Origin of the sequence: Streptomyces goshikiensis (assembly GCF_014650555.1) — a bacterium.
Lineage (GTDB): Bacteria > Actinomycetota > Actinomycetes > Streptomycetales > Streptomycetaceae > Streptomyces > Streptomyces goshikiensis.
Map to the genome: position 1 here is coordinate 130,416 of NZ_BMVE01000015.1, position 21,153 is coordinate 151,568.

General features: G+C 69.4%; 18 protein-coding genes. 10 read left to right on the forward strand and 8 right to left on the reverse strand.

The features are described from left to right. Window positions 1-40: 40 nt before the first annotated feature. Both IE248_RS31795 and IE248_RS31800 read right to left on the reverse strand, forming a co-directional pair. Window positions 41-3,166 carry an AfsR/SARP family transcriptional regulator gene (locus tag IE248_RS31795; RefSeq protein WP_190032471.1) on the reverse strand — a complete coding sequence of 1,042 codons (3,126 nt, stop codon included), beginning with the start codon at window positions 3,164-3,166 and terminating at the stop codon, window positions 41-43. A 182-nt stretch (window positions 3,167-3,348) separates the two neighbouring features. Beyond that, window positions 3,349-4,275 (reverse strand): hypothetical protein, encoded by a 927-nt coding sequence (locus IE248_RS31800; RefSeq protein ID WP_190032472.1) that lies wholly within the window; start codon window positions 4,273-4,275, stop codon window positions 3,349-3,351. A gap of 343 nt (window positions 4,276-4,618) precedes the next feature. Here IE248_RS31800 and IE248_RS31805 point away from each other — a divergent pair, with 343 nt between their 5' ends. Further along, a complete protein-coding gene (locus tag IE248_RS31805) occupies window positions 4,619-6,043 on the forward strand; it encodes an FAD-binding oxidoreductase (RefSeq protein WP_190032473.1) in 1,425 nt (474 codons plus the stop codon). A 557-nt stretch (window positions 6,044-6,600) separates the two neighbouring features. Next, window positions 6,601-6,873, forward strand: coding sequence for a hypothetical protein (locus tag IE248_RS31810; RefSeq protein ID WP_190032474.1), 273 nt, complete (start codon window positions 6,601-6,603; stop codon window positions 6,871-6,873). 90 nt (window positions 6,874-6,963) lie between these two features. On the opposite strand, the gene IE248_RS31815 is transcribed toward IE248_RS31810, so the two are convergent. Next, window positions 6,964-7,407 carry a nuclear transport factor 2 family protein gene (locus tag IE248_RS31815; RefSeq protein ID WP_190032475.1) on the reverse strand — a complete coding sequence of 148 codons (444 nt, stop codon included), beginning with the start codon at window positions 7,405-7,407 and terminating at the stop codon, window positions 6,964-6,966. A gap of 524 nt (window positions 7,408-7,931) precedes the next feature. On the opposite strand from IE248_RS31815, the gene IE248_RS31820 reads away from it, so the two are divergent. Both IE248_RS31820 and IE248_RS31825 read left to right on the forward strand, forming a co-directional pair. Then, window positions 7,932-8,399, forward strand: a complete 468-nt coding sequence (locus tag IE248_RS31820) for a DUF2199 domain-containing protein (RefSeq protein WP_229895680.1) — start codon at window positions 7,932-7,934, stop codon at window positions 8,397-8,399. Between the two features lie 147 nt (window positions 8,400-8,546). Then, on the forward strand, window positions 8,547-9,437 hold the full coding sequence (locus IE248_RS31825) for an NmrA/HSCARG family protein (protein ID WP_190032477.1): 891 nt from the start codon (window positions 8,547-8,549) through the stop codon (window positions 9,435-9,437). Window positions 9,438-9,465: 28 nt separating this feature from the next. Here the strand turns inward: IE248_RS31825 and IE248_RS31830 are convergent, their stop codons facing one another. After that, on the reverse strand, window positions 9,466-10,464 hold the full coding sequence (locus tag IE248_RS31830) for an AraC family transcriptional regulator (protein ID WP_190032478.1): 999 nt from the start codon (window positions 10,462-10,464) through the stop codon (window positions 9,466-9,468). Between the two features lie 455 nt (window positions 10,465-10,919). After that, window positions 10,920-11,861, reverse strand: coding sequence for a DUF4344 domain-containing metallopeptidase (locus IE248_RS31835; RefSeq protein WP_229895672.1), 942 nt, complete (start codon window positions 11,859-11,861; stop codon window positions 10,920-10,922). A 651-nt stretch (window positions 11,862-12,512) separates the two neighbouring features. Here IE248_RS31835 and IE248_RS31840 point away from each other — a divergent pair. The 3 genes from IE248_RS31840 (at window position 12,513) to IE248_RS31850 (ending at window position 15,086) form a co-directional block, all read left to right on the forward strand. Continuing rightward, a complete protein-coding gene (locus IE248_RS31840) occupies window positions 12,513-13,166 on the forward strand; it encodes a hypothetical protein (RefSeq protein ID WP_190032480.1) in 654 nt (217 codons plus the stop codon). A 73-nt stretch (window positions 13,167-13,239) separates the two neighbouring features. Continuing rightward, window positions 13,240-14,490, forward strand: coding sequence for a DUF6357 family protein (locus tag IE248_RS31845; protein ID WP_190032481.1), 1,251 nt, complete (start codon window positions 13,240-13,242; stop codon window positions 14,488-14,490). Window positions 14,491-14,714: 224 nt separating this feature from the next. Further along, complete coding sequence (locus tag IE248_RS31850) at window positions 14,715-15,086, forward strand: IPT/TIG domain-containing protein (protein WP_190032482.1); 372 nt, start codon at window positions 14,715-14,717, stop codon at window positions 15,084-15,086. 132 nt (window positions 15,087-15,218) lie between these two features. On the opposite strand, the gene IE248_RS31855 is transcribed toward IE248_RS31850, so the two are convergent. Together IE248_RS31855 and IE248_RS31860 are read right to left on the reverse strand one after the other, a co-directional pair. Further along, the gene (locus tag IE248_RS31855) at window positions 15,219-15,776 is read right to left on the reverse strand and encodes a hypothetical protein (protein ID WP_229895673.1); all 558 of its coding nucleotides are present in this window, start codon (window positions 15,774-15,776) and stop codon (window positions 15,219-15,221) included. A gap of 634 nt (window positions 15,777-16,410) precedes the next feature. After that, window positions 16,411-17,355, reverse strand: a complete 945-nt coding sequence (locus IE248_RS31860) for an alpha/beta fold hydrolase (protein WP_190032483.1) — start codon at window positions 17,353-17,355, stop codon at window positions 16,411-16,413. Between the two features lie 89 nt (window positions 17,356-17,444). On the opposite strand from IE248_RS31860, the gene IE248_RS31865 reads away from it, so the two are divergent. Further along, on the forward strand, window positions 17,445-18,035 hold the full coding sequence (locus IE248_RS31865) for a TetR/AcrR family transcriptional regulator (RefSeq protein ID WP_190032484.1): 591 nt from the start codon (window positions 17,445-17,447) through the stop codon (window positions 18,033-18,035). A gap of 654 nt (window positions 18,036-18,689) precedes the next feature. Here IE248_RS31865 and IE248_RS31870 read toward each other — a convergent pair. Next, window positions 18,690-19,295: a TetR-like C-terminal domain-containing protein gene (locus IE248_RS31870; protein ID WP_079195997.1), complete on the reverse strand. Its 606-nt coding sequence runs from the start codon at window positions 19,293-19,295 to the stop codon at window positions 18,690-18,692. 103 nt (window positions 19,296-19,398) lie between these two features. On the opposite strand from IE248_RS31870, the gene IE248_RS31875 reads away from it, so the two are divergent. Both IE248_RS31875 and IE248_RS31880 read left to right on the forward strand, forming a co-directional pair. Further along, window positions 19,399-20,625, forward strand: a complete 1,227-nt coding sequence (locus tag IE248_RS31875; protein WP_190032485.1) for an alpha/beta hydrolase family protein — start codon at window positions 19,399-19,401, stop codon at window positions 20,623-20,625. A 52-nt stretch (window positions 20,626-20,677) separates the two neighbouring features. After that, entirely contained in the window at window positions 20,678-21,070 is a 393-nt protein-coding gene (locus tag IE248_RS31880; RefSeq protein WP_037789594.1) for a nuclear transport factor 2 family protein, read from the forward strand. Window positions 21,071-21,153 lie beyond the last annotated feature (83 nt).

Consider the following 21,153-nt stretch of genomic DNA (forward strand, 5'->3'; position numbering starts at 1 on the left):
GGCCGCCGGCCGCCGGGCGCCCACCGGGCGCCGGAGCCCGTCAGCAGAAGGCCGCCCGCACCGACGGCGAGCGGGCGAGACGCTCGTGCAGTGCGTAGCGCCGTCCCGGTTCGGTGCTGCCCCGCTCGGTGGCCTCGGTCAGCAGCAGGCCGACCGCGTCCCGGGCCAGCGGCTCGATGATCGCGGCGGCCTCGCGGCGCCCATCGGCGAGCCGCTCACCGTCAGCCGGCCCGCCGTCGCCGCAGACCGTGAGGGCGAGGGAGGCGACGGCCCGGCGGTGGCGCGGGGCGGCTTCCGCGCTCGCCACCTCCCTGAGGGCCGCCGCCGCCTCGGTGAACCGGGAGCGGGCGGCGAGGACCACCGCGCGCAGGTTCGCCCCCGCGTAGGCGAGGTCGTAGGAGATGACTTCGGCGGCGATCCGCTCCACCTCGGCGATGCGGCGGTCGGCGCGGTCGTGGTCCCCCTCCCCGATGTCCAGGTAGGCCAGCCGCAGCGCGCGGTAGGCCCAGCGCGATCGGGCGTCCATGGTCCGCAGGATCTCGCTCGCCTCGCTCCACAGGCTGCGGGCCTCCTCCCGCCGGCCGGCGCTCTCCTGCGCGTCGCCGCGGGCGGTGAGGCAGATCGCGAGGGCGAAGGGGTCGTCGGCGGCGCGGGCCGCCTCGATGCCGTACAGCGCGTGCTCGCCCGCCGCGTCCGGGTCCCCGTTGTGCAGGCAGTAGGTCGACCAGTTGTACTGCAGCACGGCCCGGTCCCACTGGAACGCGGTGCCGGCGATGCCGGCCTCGGCCCGCGCGAACAGGTCGCCGCGGTCCTCGTCGGCAGTGAGCCGCGCGTACAACGCCTCGTAGACCGGGCCGATCACCGCCACGTCGGGGTTGCGGGCCTGCCGCCAGGCGGCCCGGTAGCGCTCCTCGTAGCCGAGCGCGCTCTCGTGCCGCCCGGCGACGTGGTTGAGCCAGGCGAGCCACGCGAACGTGTAAGTGAGCGCCCACTCCTCCCGCGGGCCGGGCGGGCGTTCGGGGTCCGAGGTGCCCGGTTCGCTGTCGTAGGCGTCCAGGGTCCGGGCGAGCCGGTCGATGCCCTCCTCCTCACGGCCCGAGACGTACCAGAAGTAGCCGAGGGAGGATTCGAGGAACAGGGCTTCGGCTGCGCGGCCCTGCCGGACCAGCAGTTCGGAGCCGGCCCTGAGATTGGCCGTCTCCTCGGCGATGTGCAGGCAGTGGGCGCTCTGTTCGCGTGAGTGGAGGGCCGCCGAGTGTTCGGCGGCGAAGTCGAGTGCCCAGGAGACGAAGCGCTCCTCGGCCTGCTGCAGACGGCCTTCGGTCCGCAGGCGGGCAAGGGCGTACTCGCGCACCGTCTCCAGCATCTGGAAACGGGTGCCCTGCGCGCCGGGTACGGTGAACAGCATTGATTTGTCGACCAGTTGGGTGAGGATCGGCAGCAGGCCGCCGCCGTGGCCGGCGGTGGGGGTCCCGGTCGTCTCCGGGCCGGGCGGGCCGGTCCGCTCGGCGTCGTCGAGCGCGGTTCCGCCCACCCGCAGGGCGAGTTCGCTCAGGACCTCCTGCTCGGCGCCGCCGAGCAGCGCGTAACTCCAATCGAGGACCGCCCGCAGCGTGCGGTGCCGGGCGGGCGCCGTGCGCTCTCCCTTCACCAGGAGGGCGAAGCGGTCATCCAGCCTGCGGTCGATCTCCGCCACGGAGAGCATCCGGACGTGGGCGGCGGCGAGCTCGACGGCGAGCGGGAGTCCGTCGAGACGACGGCACAGGGTCAGCACGTCCTGGCGCGCGTCCGGCCCCGCCGCGAACGAAGGGTTGATCTTGGCGGCGCGCAGGGTGAACAGTTCCCCGGCCTCCTCGGCGGTCATCGGCTCCACCGTGAAGTGGGCCTCGTACGCGATGCCCAGCGGCTCCCTGCTGGTGGCCACCACGGTGAGTTGCGGGCAGGCGTCGAGAAGCGTCTTGACCAGGGGCGCGACCGCGTCCAGGACGTGCTCGCAGTTGTCGAACGCCACGATCGTCGTGCGGTTCTCCAACGAGGAGACGACGCGCCGCAGGAAGTCCAGGGGGCGCTGGTCGGTGGCCACCGACGCGTCCGACAGCCCGAGCGTGGTGGCCAGCGCCGCGAGGACGCCGTCCTCACCGGTGACGGCCAGGTCGATCCACCAGAGGGCCTCCACGGGGGAGTCCGGCCGGGAGAGTGCCTCCAGCGCGAGCCGGGTCTTGCCGACCCCGCCGGGACCCAGCAGCGTCACCAGGCGCTCCCGGATGATCGTCTCCCGCAGGGCCCGCAGGGCGCCGCGCCGGCCGACGTACGGCCCCGGGGACCGGCTCAGGTTGCCCTCCGTCTTCCCGGAGCCGGAGCGCGCGGAGGCCGGCGGGCGCTCCGCCGCCTCGCTTCGGACGACGTTGGAAGTCATCAGGGCAGGGTCGTGTTCGAGGATCGCGCTCTGCAGGGCGCGCAACTCGGGTGAGGGCGCCAGGCCGAGCTCGGCGTCCAGCAGCACGCGCCCGTGGTGGAACAGGTCGAGTGCTTCGGCATGCCGGCCGCTGCGGTAGAGGGCCAGCATCAGCTGGCCACGCAGCTTCTCCCGGAAGGGATGATCCGCCAGCAGGGTGGTGAGTTCGGATATCAGCTCCTGGGCCCGGCCCCGTTCGAGTCCCACATGGGCCGCGTCCTCCAGGGCGGTGAGCCGCAGTTCGTCCAGCCGGCGGCGCTCGCCCTCGAACACCATGCCGGTCAGATCCTCCAGCGCCCGCCCCCGCCACAGGTCCAGGCCGCTTCGCAGAAGCTCCTCTGCCTCCTCGTGGGCTCCGGCCCGCAGGCGTTCCCGGCCCCGGCGGACGCTGGTTTCGAAGACGGTGACATCGACGTGGTCCTCGTCGTCCAGGGCGAGCCGGTAGCCGCCGGCCAGCATCGCCAGACGGCCCGCCTCGCCCCGTTCGGCGAACGCGGTGCGCAGCTTGGTCATCTGCACCTGGAGCGCGTTGACGGGGTTCCTGGCCCCGCGCTCGCTCCACAGCTCGTCGATGAGGGCATCGCGTGGGACGGGCCGTCCGCCGGCCAGCGTCAGGCGGGCGACGATCGCCCTGGCGAGGGAACCCGAGAGGGCGATCGGGGATCCGTCGGAGGCAGTCACGTCGAGGCGTCCGAGCAGGCGAAAGTGCATACGTGAGTATCCCGTGCCAGGAGGGGTGAGCCGGCCGTACCCGCACCGGCTCTTGCGTGGTGGTGGGCGGGACCGGTGCGCGGAGCACCGGCCCTGCGGTCTCAAACGGTCTGCCGGTCGGGGCGGACGGGCGCGCTGCCGCCCGCCGGGCGGGTTGGCGCCCGTCCGCCCCGGAGGTTGCGTCAGCCGAGGAAGCGGATGGACTTCACGGCCGGGAACCCGACGGCGGCCAGGTCCCGCACATCACCCTGGACGAGGAGGGACTTGCCCGTGCAGTTCGGGCCGTCCCAGATCTTGGCCGCGCCGCCTATCCGGAGCGAGCCGGAGAAGCGGACCGGCTTGCAGTCAGGTCCGGTGATCCCCTCGGCCGGGTCGGCGAAGTCCGCCGAGTCGAAGAACGTGGCGTTCCGCGCGGGCGCCGCCGGCGCAGTCGTGGAGGTGACAGGAGGGGTGCCGGTGCCACCGGGCTGCCCGGCCTTCTTTCCGTCCGGCGTCACCCCGAACCAGGTGCCGCCCACGCCCTGCCCGTTGGTGTCGCCGGGCTTGGTGTCCTTGCTGAACAGGTAGACGGGCCAGCCGCCGATCGTCACCTGCAAGGCGCCGTCGCGCGGGATAAAACCGATGGCCGAGGGCTGGATCCCGTCGATGAAGACCTTGCCGCCGTTGGCGACCAGGTACGGCGGCCAGGTGTCGGCGCACGCACCGGAGCAGTTGGACTTCGAAGGGTTCGCCGTGTCCTTGTCGAAGCGGTACAGCGTGAACCCGGCCCCGTTGAGCACCACGGGGTCGAGCGCACCGGCCTTGCCGGAGGACAGCTGCACCCACGCGCGGGCCACCGGCTTCTTCGCGGCCGCGGCCACGGCGGGGGCCGCGGCCTCCGCGAGGTCGCCGCTGTTCGGGTCGGCGCCGTTCTGGCGGGCGGTGCCGCTCAGGAGGGACAGGCCCGCAGCGCCGGCTGCGGCGGCGCTCGGGGAGGCCGCCGCCCCGGCGTCCCCGCTTGCACGGGCGGCGGCCCCGCCGCTGCCGTCCGTCCCCTCGCAGGCGGAGAGCAGGAGGATTGCGGCGGTCGAGAGGGCAGCGAGCGAAGTGGCACGAGCGGTACGGAACATCAGAACTCCTGGTGACGGTGGCCTGGTTGGCGGCCCCGGCTCCTCCGGGGCGATGACACCACCCGTCCGGGGCGGTGGCACCACCCCTGCTACGGACCTCACCCCGGAAAGGTTCTGACGCCTTGTAGCCCGGGGAGCACCGGCCCGGAAGGAGCGGACCGCGGAGCTGCCCGGGGAGGCGAGCCACCACGGGTGTCCGTCAGCGTGCGGACAGTGCCGGGAAAGCGCCGGGACAGCAACCGGCCTTTCGATGCTCCCAGGGCAGGCCGCAGCGCGACGACACCGTCATCGCGGACCCGCCCACCCCCACCGGTCACCTCGCCAACGAAGGACGGCACAGCACATGAGCCAGGAATCCACGCACACCCTGATCCAGCAGGCCGTCGAAGAGCTGGAGCAGCTCAAAGCGAATGTCTCGGGGAGGGTCTGCACCCCCGGCGACCCCCACTACGCGCGGGAAGTGTCCGCGTTCAACCTGCGCTCGCAGATCCGCCCCGCGTTCGTGGTCGCCGCCGAGACGCCCGAAGACGTGCAGATCGCGGTCCGGTTCGCCGCCGCCCACGGGCTCGCGGTGGGCGTCCTGTCGACCGGGCACCACGCCTTCCCGCCGCAGACGAGCCACGGAGCCGTCCTGATCACCACCCGCACCATGCGGACCGTACGGATCGACGCGGCAACGGCGAGCGCCCGCGTCGGGGCCGGGGCGCTGTGGAGTGACGTGGTCGGGCCGGCCCAGCGCTACGGACTGGCCCCGCTGAACGGCTCCAGCGCCGGTGTGGGTGTCGTCGGATACACGCTCGGCGGCGGCCTCAGCCCGGTCCTGGGCCGTGCCTACGGCTGGGCCGCCGATCACGTCCGCGCCATCGACGTCGTCACGGCCGACGGCGAACTGCGCCACGTCACCGAGCAGTCGGACCCCGCCTTGTTCTGGGGACTTCGCGGAGGCGGCAGCAACCTGGGCATCGTGACGTCCCTGGAGTTCGACCTGTTCCCGGTCACCACCTTCTACGGCGGCGGCATCTTCCACCCGGCGGAGCACGCCGAGGCCGTGCTGCACGCCTACCGGCAGGTCGTGGAGAACGCTCCCGACGAGCTGACGGTCTCGGTCGCCCTGCTGAACTTCCCGCCGATCCCAGAGGTCCCGGAGCTGCTGCGCGGCCGGTTCACCGTTCACGTCCGGGTGGCCTACCTCGGCTCGGACACCGAGGCGGAGGCGCTCATCGCACCGTTGCGCGCGGTCGGCGCCCCGCTGGCGGACACGGTCGGCCGGCGCGGCTACGACACGTTCGCCGAGGTGCACCAGGACCCGACGGACCCGGCTCCGTACGAGGACCGCAGCGTGCTGCTGACGGAGCTGACCCCCGAGGTGGTCGCGGCGGTGCTGGAACGGGTCGGACCGGCCTCCGGCAGTGTGGTCACCGTGCTGGAGATCCGGCACCTGGCCGGCGCCCTGAGCCGGGAAGCAGGCCTGCCCAGCGCCGCGGGCGCACGGGACGCCGCCTTCATGGTGTGGGGTGCGACGGTGGGTCCGCCGGAGGTGGTCGAAGCCGGAACCGGGGACATGAACACGCTGCTCAAGGACCTCACTCCCTGGTCCACCGGGCGCCTGTACCAGAACTTCACGTCCCGGGAGGCCGTCGCTTCCGACGTGTTCGCCCCGGACGTCCTGGCCCGCCTGCAGCGCATCAAGCAGCAGTACGACCCGCGGAACGTCTTCCGTGCCCACAACCACAACATCGCGCCGACACCGGGCCCCGCCGCGCGCTGACCTTCGACACTGCGGCTCACCGGGACAGCCTGGTGGTGGACTCAGGCTGTGCGGCGGTGACGCAGCGCATGGCGGCGCCGCCGCTCAGACCGAACAGCCGCATGAGGGGAGATCCGAAGGGCGATCATTGACTTCATGGACCATCCCGTGCCTCTCAGCAGTTTCGGACTGCGGTTCGCCGTACCGCAGCGCCCTCACGCGATGGAGCAGTGGGCGGAGGTGCGTCCGCTCGCCGACGGCCGGGACCTGCTGGCGGAGATCCACCCGGACGGCACGTCAAGCTGCTCAAGCCGGCATTTGATCGGCCCTGTCAGGGGATGGCCCTTCGCGGCCTTGGACGAACCGCGCCGGGTCGAGCTGTCCAACAACGACTGCGTCACCAGCTGTTGCGGGGGCATCTTCGTCACCATCCGACGCCAGGGCGACCGCGTGCTCTGGACGTCTGGGAGAACACGGAGGACAACCGGGATCCCCTTCCCGCTGACCTGCACTTCGACGCGGCCCAGTACGACGCCGAACTGGCCAGGGCAGGCTCGGATGTCAGCTGGGAGGGACCCGTGGACACCGCGGCCCGGCTGCTGGCCCAGGAACTCGCCGACCACACGGGCCCGGAGGCCGGAGAGCACGCGGTGCTCTCCATCACACCCGAGCGCACGGATCCCCCACGCGTGACGGTCCGCATGCGCCGCCGCGATGCTCCACGGACACCTGGAGAGGATCTGGTCCACGAACTGCTCTTGACCGATCGGGAACCCGTCCAAGAACTCGTCCAGCGGCTCGTCCTCAGGCTCACGGCCCAGGACCACGGCGACCCGTCCGGTCCGCGGTGAGTGCCCTGTCGCTGACCTCCTGCACCTACTGAGACCAGACTGCACCTGGCCGTCGAGCAGGGCCAGAAGCCCATTTCGGCCGGTGGTCTTTCACTGATCCTTCGCTTCGAATGCCTGGGCGACGGCCAGGCTGTCCTCGTAGACATGGTGCCGGGTGACAAGGCCGTCTGTGACGGTGAGATGCAGAGCGAACCGCGCCTTGTAGGCACGTCCGGTGGGCCGGGCGGTCTGACGAATCTCGCCCAGCACGACCGCGTCGCTTCCGTCGACAAGGATGCGCTCGACCTCGGTCGCCACGTGCTCCGGCACGTGGTACTCGGCAAGCTCGCGATAGTGGGCGGCCGCGTCAGCCCGGGTGGACCGGTGACGGATCCACGGTGTGGCAGTACGGCCGTGCTCGGCCTCCGGCCAGTCGAGCTTCCAGTCACCCTGCTCGGCGTACAGCTCGGCGATGCGCTCGGGGTTGCCCTCGCCAATCCTGCGCAGCAACTCCTCCACCACAGTGCGCGTGTTCGATGGTGTGGCTATGGACATGGCTGGCTCCTCCGTCCTGGTCCGCGTCCTCCGACGCGGAGAGATCACCAACCCTGCCAGCACGGGCACGCCGAGACCATTACCTCGAACGTAAGGCGAGCGGATCACGAAGATCCACTTTCGATACGCGCCCCAATTGGCGGACGAGCGCTTGAGATGGCGGGGGAGGCCTTGCGTCAGTGGTCGCGGCAAGGGCGCCGTCGCGCTCCTGAGCGGGGAAAACCACTTTGGGGCACCGGGTGGACCTGGCAGGCTTGCGCGGTGATCGTTGAGATGGCTCCTCGCTTCCTGACCAGGGACGACGTGGACCCCACCCGTCAAGCCGACGACGGCAACGCCCGCTCCGCTCGGCATCGAGCTGAGCGCCTCAGTGGGGTCGCCTGAGCTCCAGGCGCTGCACAGCAAGGCAGACCAGCAGGTGGGTGCCGACCGGTTGCACCGAAGCCGATCACTAGGCTCCCGCCATGACCAGTGATCTCGGATTCAGCTGCTCGTGCTGCGGCGCGCACCACCCTGAGCTGCCCATGAACTACACGGCCGAGGCCCCATTCGTCTGGGATCCGGCCTTCGCCGACGCCGACGACTGCCTGCTCTCGTCAGACCAGTGCGTGATCCAGGCGGAGCACTACTTCGTCAAAGGCCTGATCGAGATACCGGTGATCGGTAGCGACGAGGTGTTCTCCTGGGGTGCGTGGGTGTCTCTCAGTCGCGAGAACTTCTCCCGCGCGGCGGACCTGTGGGACACGCCAGGCCGGGAGTCCGAAGAGCCGTACTTCGGCTGGCTCACAACCGACCTGCTCGTCTACTCGCCCACGACCCTCAACCTCAAGACCCACGTCCACACCCGCCCGATCGGCCAGCGTCCCCTCATCGAGCTCGAACCCACCGACCACCCTCTCGCCGTTGAACAGCGCACGGGGATCACCCAGGACCGCGTGCGGGATATCGCCGCGGCAGTGCTGCACCCCTCCCGCGGCGAGAGGCGGAAGTGACGGGGGCAAGGCGGCTGCCGCACGGGCGGGGGCGACCGTGATGTGGATCACAGGGGCTGGACCTCAGCCTTGGTTGAGGGAGCAGGGTTCTGTGCAGCAGGGGCGCCCCGCAGGGTGGCCCAGGACCTGCCTATCAAGGAGCCTTTGATGTCTGACAGCCGTGTCATTGTGGTGACTGGTGCGACCGGACGGCAGGGCGGTGCCACCGCACGCGCACTGCTCTCTCGCGGCTGGACCGTGCACGCACTGGTCCGTGACCCGAACAAGCCCGAGGCGCTGGCGCTGAAGGAGGCCGGCGCCGTCCTGGTCCGCGGCAACCTGGACGACGTGGCATCACTGGACACAGCCCTGCGCGGCGCGTACGGGGTGTTCAGCGTGCAGACCTTCGCTGGACCGGACGGCTTCGCCGGCGAGATCCGGCAGGGCAAGGCCGTTGCGGAGGCGGCCGCCCGCGCGGGTGTCGCGCACTTCGTCTACAGCTCGGTCGATGGCGCCGACCGCCCCGGCCAGGTGCGGCACTTCGCCAGCAAAGGTGAAGTCGAGCGGCACATCATGACGCTCGGTCTGCCCGCGACGATCCTGCGGCCAACCTTCTTCATCACCAACTTCGAGCACTTGGGCCCCCAGTGGGTGGACGGCGAGCTCACGCTGACGATGGCGCTGGCCCCGGACACGAAGCTACAGATGATCACTCCGGGCGACATCGGAAGCATCGCCGCCGATGCATTCGACACCCCGGGCGACTACCTGGGGCGCACCGTCGAGATCGCCGCGGACGAGCTGACCGGCCCACAGCTGGCCGAAGCCTTCGCTCGCGCCGCCGCCCGTCCGGTGCACTTCACCTCCCAGCCGATCGAGCAGGTACGCGCCCACAGCGAGGAGCTGGCCGCCATGTTCGACTGGTTCAACACGGTCGGCTTCAAGGCCGACCTGGCGACGCTGCGTGCACAGCACCCCGGGCTGACGTCCCTGGAAGCGTGGGTGGACGCATACTGGTCAGCGCCTGCCGCACCTGCCGCACCAGCCCTCGTGGCCTGAGGCACGCGCAACCGAGGCTGGAGACGCTCTAGAAGGCGTCCGCCCCGGCCAGGTCTTCCGCCCGGGCCTGCCCGCGGAAGGCCGCGGGCGGCACGCCGTAAGCCTCGCGGAACGCCCGGCTGAACGCGGACGCGTGCCGGAAGCCCCGCCGGGCGCCGATGACGTGCACGGGCACCTCCTGGTGCAGCGGGTCCGCCAGGTCCTGGCGTGCCCGCGCGAGCCGCTGGCCCTGAAGGAAGGCCGCGACCGTCACCCCGTCCCCCTCCTGCTGGAACACCCGGTGGAGGTAGCTGACGGAGATGTGGTGGGCGGCGGCGATCGCGGGGACGTCCAGCAGCGGATCGTCGGCGTTGTCCCGGATGAAGGCCATCACGCGGAGCGCCAGTGCGCGACGGTGCGTCTCCGGGGTCAAGGACCGGTCCGCTTCGAGGACGCCGGCGAAGAGCGAGGCTACGAGATCGGCCAGTACGCCGCTCAGGCGCGGGCCCTCCGCTTCCCGATAGGACCGGCTGTCCTTGGTCACCTGGTCGAGGAAGGTGGCCACCAGGGCCCCCATTCCCTCCCGAGCCGAGATGCGCTTGCCGATGACCCGGCCGGCGATGTGCGGGGGCAGCGGCAGCAGCGCCTTGGGTACCTCGACCCCGATGATCTCGACGCAATGCGGGCCGGAACTGATCTCGAACGGCCGTGACGTGTCACTGGTGTGGATGTCGGACACACCGTGCACCACGGTGTCCTTGCCCAGCGTCACCGCTCCCGCCCCGCGTTTGATCAGCGAGAGGTGGAACGCCTCGGGGTCCGACCTCGCTATCAGCTTCGGTGTGCGCTGGAAGGTCAGGGGACGGCATTCCATCGGATAGACCGCGATCCCGCCGAGCGAGATGACGCGCTGGTTCACCCAGAAGTCGGCGGCGTGCTCACTGCGCATCTCCATGGGCGCATGCGTTTCCGACATCAGGGCCCGCCAGCTCTCGAAACGGTCGGCGGGCGCTAGTTCCGCGCTGCGGAACGCTCTCTCGGGCAGCATGATCACGGGTTTACACCGGCCGTGGCGGCCCGCGCAACAAGAGCCGGGCCCCGGGGTGCGGGCGGCGGGGCGACTCTCCGTCAAGACACTGTGCACGCGAGGCCAATGCGCGGTGCTCCAGGGCTTGGCAGAGTAGGCGCCAGAGGGTCGGTGAGGGGACGGGAAACCGGAGCCCCCGCCGACGACCGGGGCCTCTCGCTGTCCCGGCACTGAGCTGACGCCGCCCGAGGACGGGGGTTTCGGGCGGCGTCAGCCCAGTGCCGGGAACAGTCCGCCTGGGCCGTTTCCATCGGATCACCCAGATGAAGATGGCCGGTTGATGCAGCGTTCGACGGTGTTCCGCCCCTTGTCGACCGCGCGGTCGAAGGCGGGTGGGGCCTGCCGCCACGGCGGCCGAGCCGCTTACGGTTCGTGGGGGGCTTGACCGCCGGCAGCCCGGCCCGCGCGGGACGGGCTCATTGACTGCCGCGGATCTCGTCGATGCGCCGCGCCAGGGCCTCCGTCTCCGCGATCAGCCGCGCATGCGCCTTCTTCTGCTCCGCATCGCCCTGGTCCCTGAACGCCGCGCTGAAGTGGGGTTGGAGCTGGGTCCACCAGCCGTAGTCCAGCATCGCCCACGCCTGTGGGCAGAGGGGGGCGCGGGTTTTGGGGAGGTAGCCGCTGTCGACCAGGGATTTCTGGTAGTTCTTCGGGTCGCTGCCCTCCAGGTAGCACAGGAAGTTGAAGGCTCGTTGCTGGGTGACGGGGTGGTCGCTCGCCAGGCCTTCCAGGGTCGGATGGCCTTCCTTGCGGGCGAGCTCGTCGAAGAGGACCGCGGCGGCCAGGGAGGGGCCCGGCCCGACCTCGTTGACGGTGTAGAAGGACGCGAAGCCGTCAGCCGCGTCCTCTTCGAGGCCGAGGTTGGCCAGGAGGAGCTGGCGTTGCAGGGCGTGGCCCATCTCGTGGCCGAAGATGAACTCGGTCGACAGCACGGTGAGATCGTCGGTGTTGTACTCGGACGCGGGGAGGGGGGCAGGCCGTTCGACGGTCTTCACGACGTCGGCGAGGGCCTTTTCGATGGCCGTCAGGAACGACGGCGGGACGAAAATCGTCCTGCCGTCGGGTTGGGTGACGGCGTCGGTGACGCCGGGCGGCACGGCGGCGGTGACCTTCACGACCATGTCGTGCGGGAGGGTCAGAGATCTGTTCACCCATTCGGCCGTCCGCTCCAGCACACGGGACTTCCGGATCAGCGCCACGGCCTGCCGGTCCTCCGGTTTGACCGTCTGGGCCTCGTAGACGACGGTGACCCTGCCGGAACGCGCCGTCTGGGGGCGAGGTCCTGCTCCGGGCCCCTGCCCGGCGTCGCGGACGCCGCCGCCGCACCCGGTTACGACGACACCGGCGAGTACCAGCACGCCTGACAGGACGATGCGCGCCCTCTTCGGGCGACCGGCGGTGTTCGGCATCCTTGGTCGGCTCCCGTCGCGTGTTCCCGCACTGATCCTCCGGCCGTCCGGCGTCGGGCGCACGTCGAGCCGCCCGTACGGGGGACCGTCCGGCACGGTGCCGACGAACACGAGGACCCGAACATGCGGGCCGGCCGCCCGGACGGCTTCCACATCGTCGGGCGCCAGGGCGGTGGATTGCTGTCGGAACAGTTGCGGCCGGACCCTCGATCCGATCACGGTCTACAGATGCCGTAGTAGGCGGCGACACACAGGGCGAAGGCCCTGCCGTTAGCAGAGGGCCGAGTTGGCGGAAGAGGGCGGCGCCCCTCCTAAGCCTCGCTCCGCTTAGCCAACTGGCCTGAACCGCCGGCAACAGCCCCTTTCAGTAACTTTGGTCCGGAATTTAAGGCCGCCCCCCTCTAGTGCAGCCTGTGAACCAGCTCTACCTCGAAGGAGATCGGGGCGCGGCTACGAGGCGGGTCTAACGGGGCGCGACGGCTGACGGGGTGCGGGGGCTGGTCGATCTGCCAGTTCTCCTGGCTGGTCGTCGGCGGCAGGTCCCGTCCCCTCTGATTCGGCTACGCTGGTGGAGCTATCGCACGTGAACGAAGGACGCATATGGCTCGCCCCTACAGCCCCGGACCGAAACAGTTCGTCTTCGCTGTGGGTGATGGCAACGACCAACAGGTCTCCGTCGGTGACCCTCAGGAAGCCTATGTAGCGTTCTCCGCGTTCTTCCGTGATCGAGAATCCGACATCTACACCATCAAGGATGAATCGTCGGAGCAGAGTTTGGTACTCATGCCCGGTCAGGGTGTTATTTCCCGTATCAAAGATGCGGACCAACTCCGGTCGGAACACCTTCGGGTCGACCGGGGCAATCGCTACCTTCCGAGCGCGATGCTGTTCTTCGAGAACGGATATTCCGGCCTCGACCGCTTCGGCCAGTGGTTCTCCGGCCTCACCGACCTCGACGCATCACCGGAGACTCGCGGTGCCGCCCGTGCCGCCACGTTCACGACGGAAGCAGAGGCGATCGAAGAAGTCGCCCGGATCTGGGCGACTTCGGGCTGCGTGGACCCGAGCGACCAGTACTACGTCTTCTTCGACTCGCATGGTGTCGACGATGACCGAGCCGAACGAGCCGAACTGCTCAAGTTGATCGAGTTCCTCGGTATCGAACGAGTCGACGCCCCGGTCAATGCCGCCGGGGGCGAAGTCTGGGTGCGCACCGACACACGCCTCGACGTCGAATGTGCACGGTGGTCGTGAGCAGATGGTGCGGTGTAGGGCTGCAATATTTCCGTGATGCCGGGCGGTGCCGTTCCGGGGGAAGACTGAGTCCATGAGAGAGATAGTTTTTACTCGCAACAGCGGCTGGATCCCGAACGTGATCCGCGAGGACGGCGAGCTGAAGCTGATGCTCGGTGCCGGGGCTGACGCCAACCACGAACCTCGCACGTTCACGTTCTCGATCAGCGAAGCCCATCTTGCGGTGATCCGCGAGGACCTGGCCAGACACCTGCTGCTGTGGAGTGCGGTCCTTCCTTTGTGCGACGACGCCGGAACCCGGGGCCGGCTCGACGAGAATGCTGCCGTCGCGCTCCTGGACCCGATCCTCCTTGCCACGCCCGCCGACGCCGACGCACTCTTCCAGCGCATCCGATGGGACAGGAGTCGGCTCGTCTCCCACGGGGCCGACATCGGTCTCCTTGAGCGCGGTCAGGTATGCGCGGCGATGCGCGCGGCGACAGAGACCTCAAACGGGAAACGCGCTCAGGAATACCACGCGGGCCGCCGTCGCGCCGAGCGTGGAGCAGTACTCGGTCCACTCGACGCCGCGATTCTGAGGTACACGGGCCAGTACCTGCACGGCGCGACGGTTCCGAGGCGGACGCCCGACGCAGTCGCCCCCGAGCTGCTGCCCGAGGTCATGCGGGTGATCGCCACTGCGGAGCAGGCGTGCGCTGGGATGCGGATCGGCCGCGATCCGCGGCGGGGAAACCGCGCCACGGACAGGCGCGACTGGGATCGGATGGCGACGACGGTCGAAGCGGCCGTGCGCCGTTCACACCCTGAGCGCGTCGATGAGGCGGTGCGTACCGTGAGCTTCCTGATGTGCTCGGAGGCCGCGGACCGCTCCAGGCGCACACCCATGGAGGCTGCCGGCCACCGCGCCGACTTCGGCGGGAGTGCGAGGAAGACGGCCCTGTCGTTCACCGACGACAAAGGCGTCGAGAAGAAGTGGCTACGGGACAGTCCCCGCACCGCCGCCGCGGAGTTCTGGGAGTTCGTCGGCGATCGCTCTGCCGCGGACAACGAAGTGTTCACCATTGAGGACGAGGAGAGGGGCGAAGGGATCCAGCTCCACTTCTACGCGGACTCCATCGCCCGGATCATGACGCTGCGCGAGGGGGAAGGCGGGTCTGATCCGGAGTACCGGGTCGAGTACAGCCTGGTCGACGGGATCGGCGGGTACCGGAACCTGGTGAGCGCCTTCGTCCGCGGCGGCTACGCCGCACTCGAACAGCACGGCCCCTGGATGTCGGATGTCGCCGAGTTCGAGCGCGCGCGTCGGCGGCGCGAGGCCCGGTAGTCCCAGCGGGAGCCTGCGCACTGAGCGTTGCCCAACGGCCGCATGACCTCCACAGCCCTCGTCCTTACTCCGCGGGGCTGGTGGCGTGTCAGGGCCACGGCCCCGGCCGCCGCTGGTGTCACGGCCTTCGCTGTGCTGGCCGCCGCACCTGTGTCCGCCGGCGCTGCGGGTGCCGCCGCAGAGCGGCTGACGGTCGTCCGGCTGCCGACGGGCAGCAGTTCCCCGTGGCCAGCACCAACCTGCTCGGCGCGAAGATCCTCTTCGAATTCGAGAACTACGCCACCAATGTGGTGTGCACGGCGACCTCCTGTACCGGCACGACGCCCGCAGGCAAGTACGCCTGCCAGCCACAGCCGATGATCGCGGTGAACGACACGGGCAACTCCTGGGAGGAGAACGTCACCTACACCCACTACCGCATCCCGCAGGCAACCGGCATCAGCCCGGTGTCGGGAACGGCCGCCGGCGGCAGTCAGGTCACCATCACCGGCAGGGACCTGACCGGCGCGACCTCGATCACCTTCGGCCCCAAGGCCACCGGCGAGAAGGCCAGCACCTCCACGGCCCGTGCGAAGGGCCGCGGGGAAAGGAACTGACAGAAAGCGCCTTCTCCGCTTCCCGGTGGAGAAGGCGCTTTCGCGTTTCAGGGGTCGTCTACCCCATGACACGTACGATTTCGCGAGAAACCGCGCGAGAATCAGGCGTGGAATTCTCGGACGACCCGGCCATTAGGCCCTGTCGAGATAGAACTTCTCGTGCTCGCCACCGTTGGCGTTCACCTGGCAGTTCACCGTTCCGCCGGGGCCGGTGGCGGTGGTCACCCCACTGCCGGTCACCATGCGCAGGTAAATACCCGGGAAGGCCGCCGACTCGAAGGAGAACGAACCATCCGCCTGGGCGCGAAGGCGGTATTTTTCGTAGGGGTGGGCGCCGTATTGACAGTTGGCCTGCCCTCCGCCAGCCATGGTGGCAGGGACTTCGGTGCCGTCCATGCGCAGGAACACGTTCGGGAAGGCCGCCGACTCGAAGGCGTACGACCCATCTGCCTGCGCCCAGACCTTGAATCCCGTCCAGGGACCGGTACCGTACTGGCAGTTGACCGTCCCGCCGCCGGAGCCGGTGAAGGAGGTCACGCCGGTCCCGTCCATGCGCAGGTAGATATTCGGGAAGAACGTCGACTGGATTGTGATGGGCGTGTTCCCCAGCTTTCCGAGATCAGCTGCCGATAAAGGCATGATCGCCTCTCCTTCGGTTTGAGTGTCTCTTGGGTGAGTCGAATTCAGCATCGATGGCGGCAGTCTTTGCGGCGCTGGATGCCGAGATGGAGGATTGCATCGGGATGAGTCGAGGCCTCATCGGGACCATGGGTAGCTTCCCGCAGAAAGGAAGCCTGCCGAATTCTAGGCAAGGCAGACTGCGGCCGCCATTCATGTCACCCCGCCCCATTTTCTGCTCTCGCAGGCCCCGAACTCACTGTATTCGCGTGAACACGGCCTGTCCACCCTTGTGTCTTCGGTGAGCCTTTCCAGCCTGTCTGTGAGGTTGGGCAGTTGTCCTGCCGGACGAGAAAAGCCCCGTTGGAAACGTTTCGCCTGCAAGAATCCGTTCCATCAGGGGCTGGTAAAACGATTCGTCGCTTTCGGTGGCCACGTTGGCTCATCAAGAATCCTGGCGCCTCGGCTGCCCCACCAGGCTTACCGTCTCAGGCTGCCGTGACGGTCCGCTTGGTGGGCGCGCCCAGTAGCGATAGCCGGGCATCCTGGGATGAGACAGGCGCGAACATCTCCTCGCCTCATCCGTCACCCCGCAGCTCTCCTGCAACCTCCAAGGGTGGTGGTCTAACCCACCCGATTCAGTTGACCTGGGCGCGCCTGCTGGCTGATCTCGCCGACGTCACCGGACCGACCAGTGTGTCGCGAACTACTCGACACGCTGGTGATCGATGAACGCGGTCAACGCGTCCACAGTTGCGTCGGGCTGCTCGTCGGGAATGAAGTGTCCGGCTTGCGGGATGACGACGCCGGTCACGTTCTCTGCCCACGGACTGACCGAGGCGGCCATGTCTGGGATCGAGCCATGGGAGCTGGAGATTCCCAGGACCGGGATGGTCAAGTGCCCCCGTTCGAGAGCCTCATGATTCCTACGCGCTGATTCCGCGGCGTCGCGGTAGTAGGCGAGAGACGCTGAAAGCCCTCCCTCGGCCGCGATGGCAGCGGCGTAGTGGTCGACCTCGGCGCCGTCGAAGGTGTTCGGGGAGAGGGCTTTGACCTTCAAGAACCACTCGACGTAGTCACGCTCGCGGCCGATGAGCAGTGTCTCGGGCAGTTCGGGCACCAAGTGGAAGGCGAAGTGCCAGGTCTTCCAGGCCCGGTCGGGGTCCGTCGGGATGGAGCCCGGGAGGGTGATTCCGGGAATGCCGGCGTCAAGCAGGGCGACACCATGCAGGCGCTCTTCGTACTTCAGGGCCAGCGAGAAGGCAACCCAGGCCCCGATGTCGTGGGCGACGAGCCAGTACTTCGGCACATTGAGCGCGGTCAGCGCGGCCTGGACACGCGAAGCGACCGTGTGCGTGTCGTAGCCCCCTTGAGGGCGGTCGGAGTGGCCCTGCCCCGGCAGGTCGATCGCGATCACGCGGAATCGCTCGGAAAGACCTGGCATCACCTTTCGCCAGGCCCACCAGGTCTGCGGGAATCCGGCGAGCAGGACGACGGTGGGACCGGCCGGCCGGCCGCCCTCCACGGCGTGAAGTCGGATTCCTTCCGCGTCGACCCAGCGGTGAGTGAAACCCGCAAGGTCGTACAGCGGCAACCCGGGGACCGGGTTCTGGTCGCAGGAGCGGTTCGGGGCCATGGCGTCGTCGGTCATGTTTGAAGCCTACTGCATCTTGAACTGGTCAGTTCAAGATAAGATGGGCAGGGCCACAACGGCTGGTACAAGAACGAGGTGCATGCGTGATGGCCGGGAAGAAGCAGTTCGACGTGGGCATCGCGCTCGACGCGGCGATGATCCAGTTCTGGCGGGCCGGATACGCCGACACCTCTCTCGACGACCTCTCCAGGACGACCGGATTGAACCGCAGTTCCATCTACTCCTCGTTCGGCGACAAAGACTCGCTCTACCTGCGCTGCCTGGACCGCTACGCCGCGCGGTACGGAAACAGGTACGACCAGGCGCTCTCATGTGCCTCCGAGGAACCGCTCCAGGCGGTACGGGCGTTCTTCGAGGTCACCCTGCAGCGCATCGCCGACCCTGACGTACCTGAGGGATGCCTGATCGCCCAGACCGCGATGGCGGCGCCGACGCTCAGCCCCACCATCGCCGCGCGCGCGATCGAAGCGCTGGACCTCCAGCGTGCGCGGCTGCGGAACGCCTTGACCGCCGCGCAGTTGGCTGAAGGTGATGCCGACGACTTCGCCGTTCACATGACGGCGGTCAATCAGTCGCTGGCCGTGATGAGCAAGACCGGGGCGAGCCAGAAGCAGCTCCGCACCGTCATCGACATCAGCATGAGTGCGCTTTCGCACGCCTTGCGTGCCCGGAGCTAACCTCGCCGTTTCGCCTGGGTGCGGTGGCTGCTGGGGCGCAGTGTGAAAGTGCCTTCCTCGACCGGGACGATGAACACCGCTTTCACCTGCACCTGTAGACCCTGCGTCGGCAGCTGACCGGCCGGGCCGTCGACGCGGGCATTCCGGCGATCGTGGTCCGCGGCCGCAGCTCCCAGTCGTACGCAGGCGCCGTCCACCACCGCGTCCCCGCCGGCCCGCGCGGCGGCGTTCCTCTCGTGGTCGGCGACTTCGATTACTCGGGTGAGGACATCGGGCGGGTCCAGCTTCGTCCCGGGGCGACGGTCCTCATGGCTGGCAGGTGGAAGAGGCTCATCTCCGAGGTCAAGGTCGGCGACAAGGTTCTCGCCACCGACCCGAAGTCCGGACAGACCTCGGTCCAGACATCCTCCGCCATGATCACCGGCACTGGAGCGAAGGACCTCGTCCAGCTGACGCTCGCTCGCCCCCGCCGGGGCGGTACGGCTGTCGGTTCCGCGGAGTGCGCCCAGGCGATCTGCCGGGCGCCGGCCCGCTGGAGCCCTCGTTGCCCGCGGCCGCCCGCCCCCGCTCTTGTGGCGGTGGCCCTGCTCCCGTCGGGGCTGACGCCCGCGTCCCCGCCGCCCTGGCCATGGCGGCGGTTCCGGAGCGCGTTCCTCAGGCCGAGGCCGTGGCCGAGGGCGGCTCGCCCGCGCTGCCGAGGAGTCTGTCCACGAGGAGTTGCGGGTAGCCGGTGTCCGGCAGGCCGATGCCGAAGATCGTCCGGATGTAGAAGGGCGCGACCAGCTGGTCGAGGATCTGCTCCAGTGGTGGCGGGTCCTCGCCCCGGGCGGTGGCCCGCTCGCGGATCTGCTCGATGGAGCGCATGCGGCGCTGGAATTGCCGGGCGCGCTCGGCCGGTGGCTGGGCGCTGCTCGGGATGGACAGGACGACGGCGCGTACGAGGGCGCGCCCCTCGGGCGTGCGCAGGCTCGCGACGCTGGCTTCGGCCCAGGCGGTGAGGTCACCGCGCAGGCTGCCGGTGTCGTTCAGGGGCGAGTCCCGCTCAAGGCGGGTGGTGACCGTGTCGGCCAGCAGGGTGTCCAGGGTGCCCCAGCGCCGGTAGACGCTGGTGTGGTTGACGCCGGCGCGTTGCGCGATCGCGGGGATGTTCAGGTCCTCGCCATCCGGCTCCGAGAGAAGGTCGACGACTGCTTGGTGGACGGCCGCGCGGACCTGTTCAGGGCTCCTGCGGATGCGCGGGGCGGGCTGTTTCTGAGTCACGCCTCCATCATAAGCACGGATATTTGCTTCCGAGCGAATGAAGGTCTACAGTCGACCCAGCAAGCACAAATGTGTGCTTGCAGCGCCGCAGAAGGAGATCGCTATGAAGCAGCTGCTGTTCCCGAACAACACCCAGTTCTGGTACGAGACCCTGCGCTCGATGAGCCACATCGCCTACGGCGGCGCCGACTTCGGCGAGGTCGTCTCCACCGCCGCGCGGATCACCGAGGGCGACTACGACAGCTGGTACACCGAGTGGTACGCCACCGCCGGCCGAGTGTCGTCGGAGGCCGAGAAGGCTCTGGCGGCCGGTCACCGGATCAGCGCCCGCGACGGCTTCCTGCGGGCCTCGAACTACTACCGTTCCGCGGAGTTCTTCCTGCACGGCAAGGACTGCGACCCGCGCCACGACCACGCCTACGACCGCTCGGTGGAGTGCTTCCAGAGCGCCGCCTCCCTCTACACCACCCCGCGCATCGAGCCGGTCCGGATCCCCTACGAGGACACCACGCTCCCCGGCTACCTCTACCGGGCCGACGACTCGGGCACCCCCCGGCCGACGCTGATCATGCACAACGGCTTCGACGGCACCGCGGAGGAGATGCACTTCTTCGGCGCGCTCGCCGGAGTCGAGCGGGGCTACACCGTGCTGGTGTTCGACGGTCCCGGAATGCCCGGGCCGCGGCACCACCAGGGCCTGGTCTTCCGCCCCGACTGGGAGAACGTCATCACCCCGGTGATCGACTTCGCCGAGTCGATCCCGGAGGTCGACAACAGCCGCATCGCACTGCTCGGCCTGAGCATGGGCGGACTGCTCGCCCCCCGGGCGGCCGCGTTCGAGCACCGGCTGGCCGCGCTGATAGCCCTCGACGGCCTGTACGACCTCGGTGAGACGTCCGTCCGCAACATCCCCGGCGACCGGCAGGAAGCCGAACGCCTCCTGAGGGCCGAGTCCGCCCCGGAACTCGACGCTGCTCTCGAACGGATCATGACCCAGGACCCGATCGCCCGCTGGGCGCTCAACCACGGCATGTACGTCATGGGGGGCGACTCGCCCCGCGCCTTCAACGCCTCCTACCTCGACTACACCCTCGCCGGCGGGATCGCCGAAAAGATCCAGTGCCCCACCCTCGTCTGCGACGCGGAGGAGGACGAGTTCTTCAAGGGGCAGCCCGAGCAGCTCTACGCACACCTCACCTGCCCCAAGACCCTCATGCTCTTCACCGCCGAGGAAGGCGCCGGCGCCCACTGCCACCCCGGCGCCACGCGCCACGCCAACGCCCGCATCTACGACTGGCTCGACGAGACCCTCGCCGCCCCCCGCCCCTGAGCCCCGGCCCGCACAGCACCCCGTCAGCCCGAACCCGCCCGAAGGACCGCACATGACCCGCACTGGCATCAAGGCCGCCCTCACCGACCTGCTCCTGAACGAGGAGCTCACCCTGGCCGAAGCCGCCGACCGCCACTTCACCCCCGACTACCGCCAGCGCACCGACGGCGAGTGGGCCGACCGATCCCAGTTCCTCGACCACATCGCCCACCTGCGCACGCTCGTCGCCACGGGCGAGGTCGAGGTCCACGAAGAGCTCCACGACGGTGACAAGTACGCCGATCGGCACACCTGCCACATCGTCAAGAAGGACGGCACGACCGTGAGCATGGAGGTCTACGTGTTCGCCGACATGGCCCCCGACGGCCGCTTCCGGCGCATCGAGGAGACCACCCTGATGCTCAAGGGGTCCGACGCCGACCGCACCCTCGGCAGCGCCCGCTGACCCCCGACGCCGGGAACTTCCCCCACCACCGGCAACAACTCCCCGGCGACCAACCCGCCAGGGGCCGGACCCGCCCTCCGGCC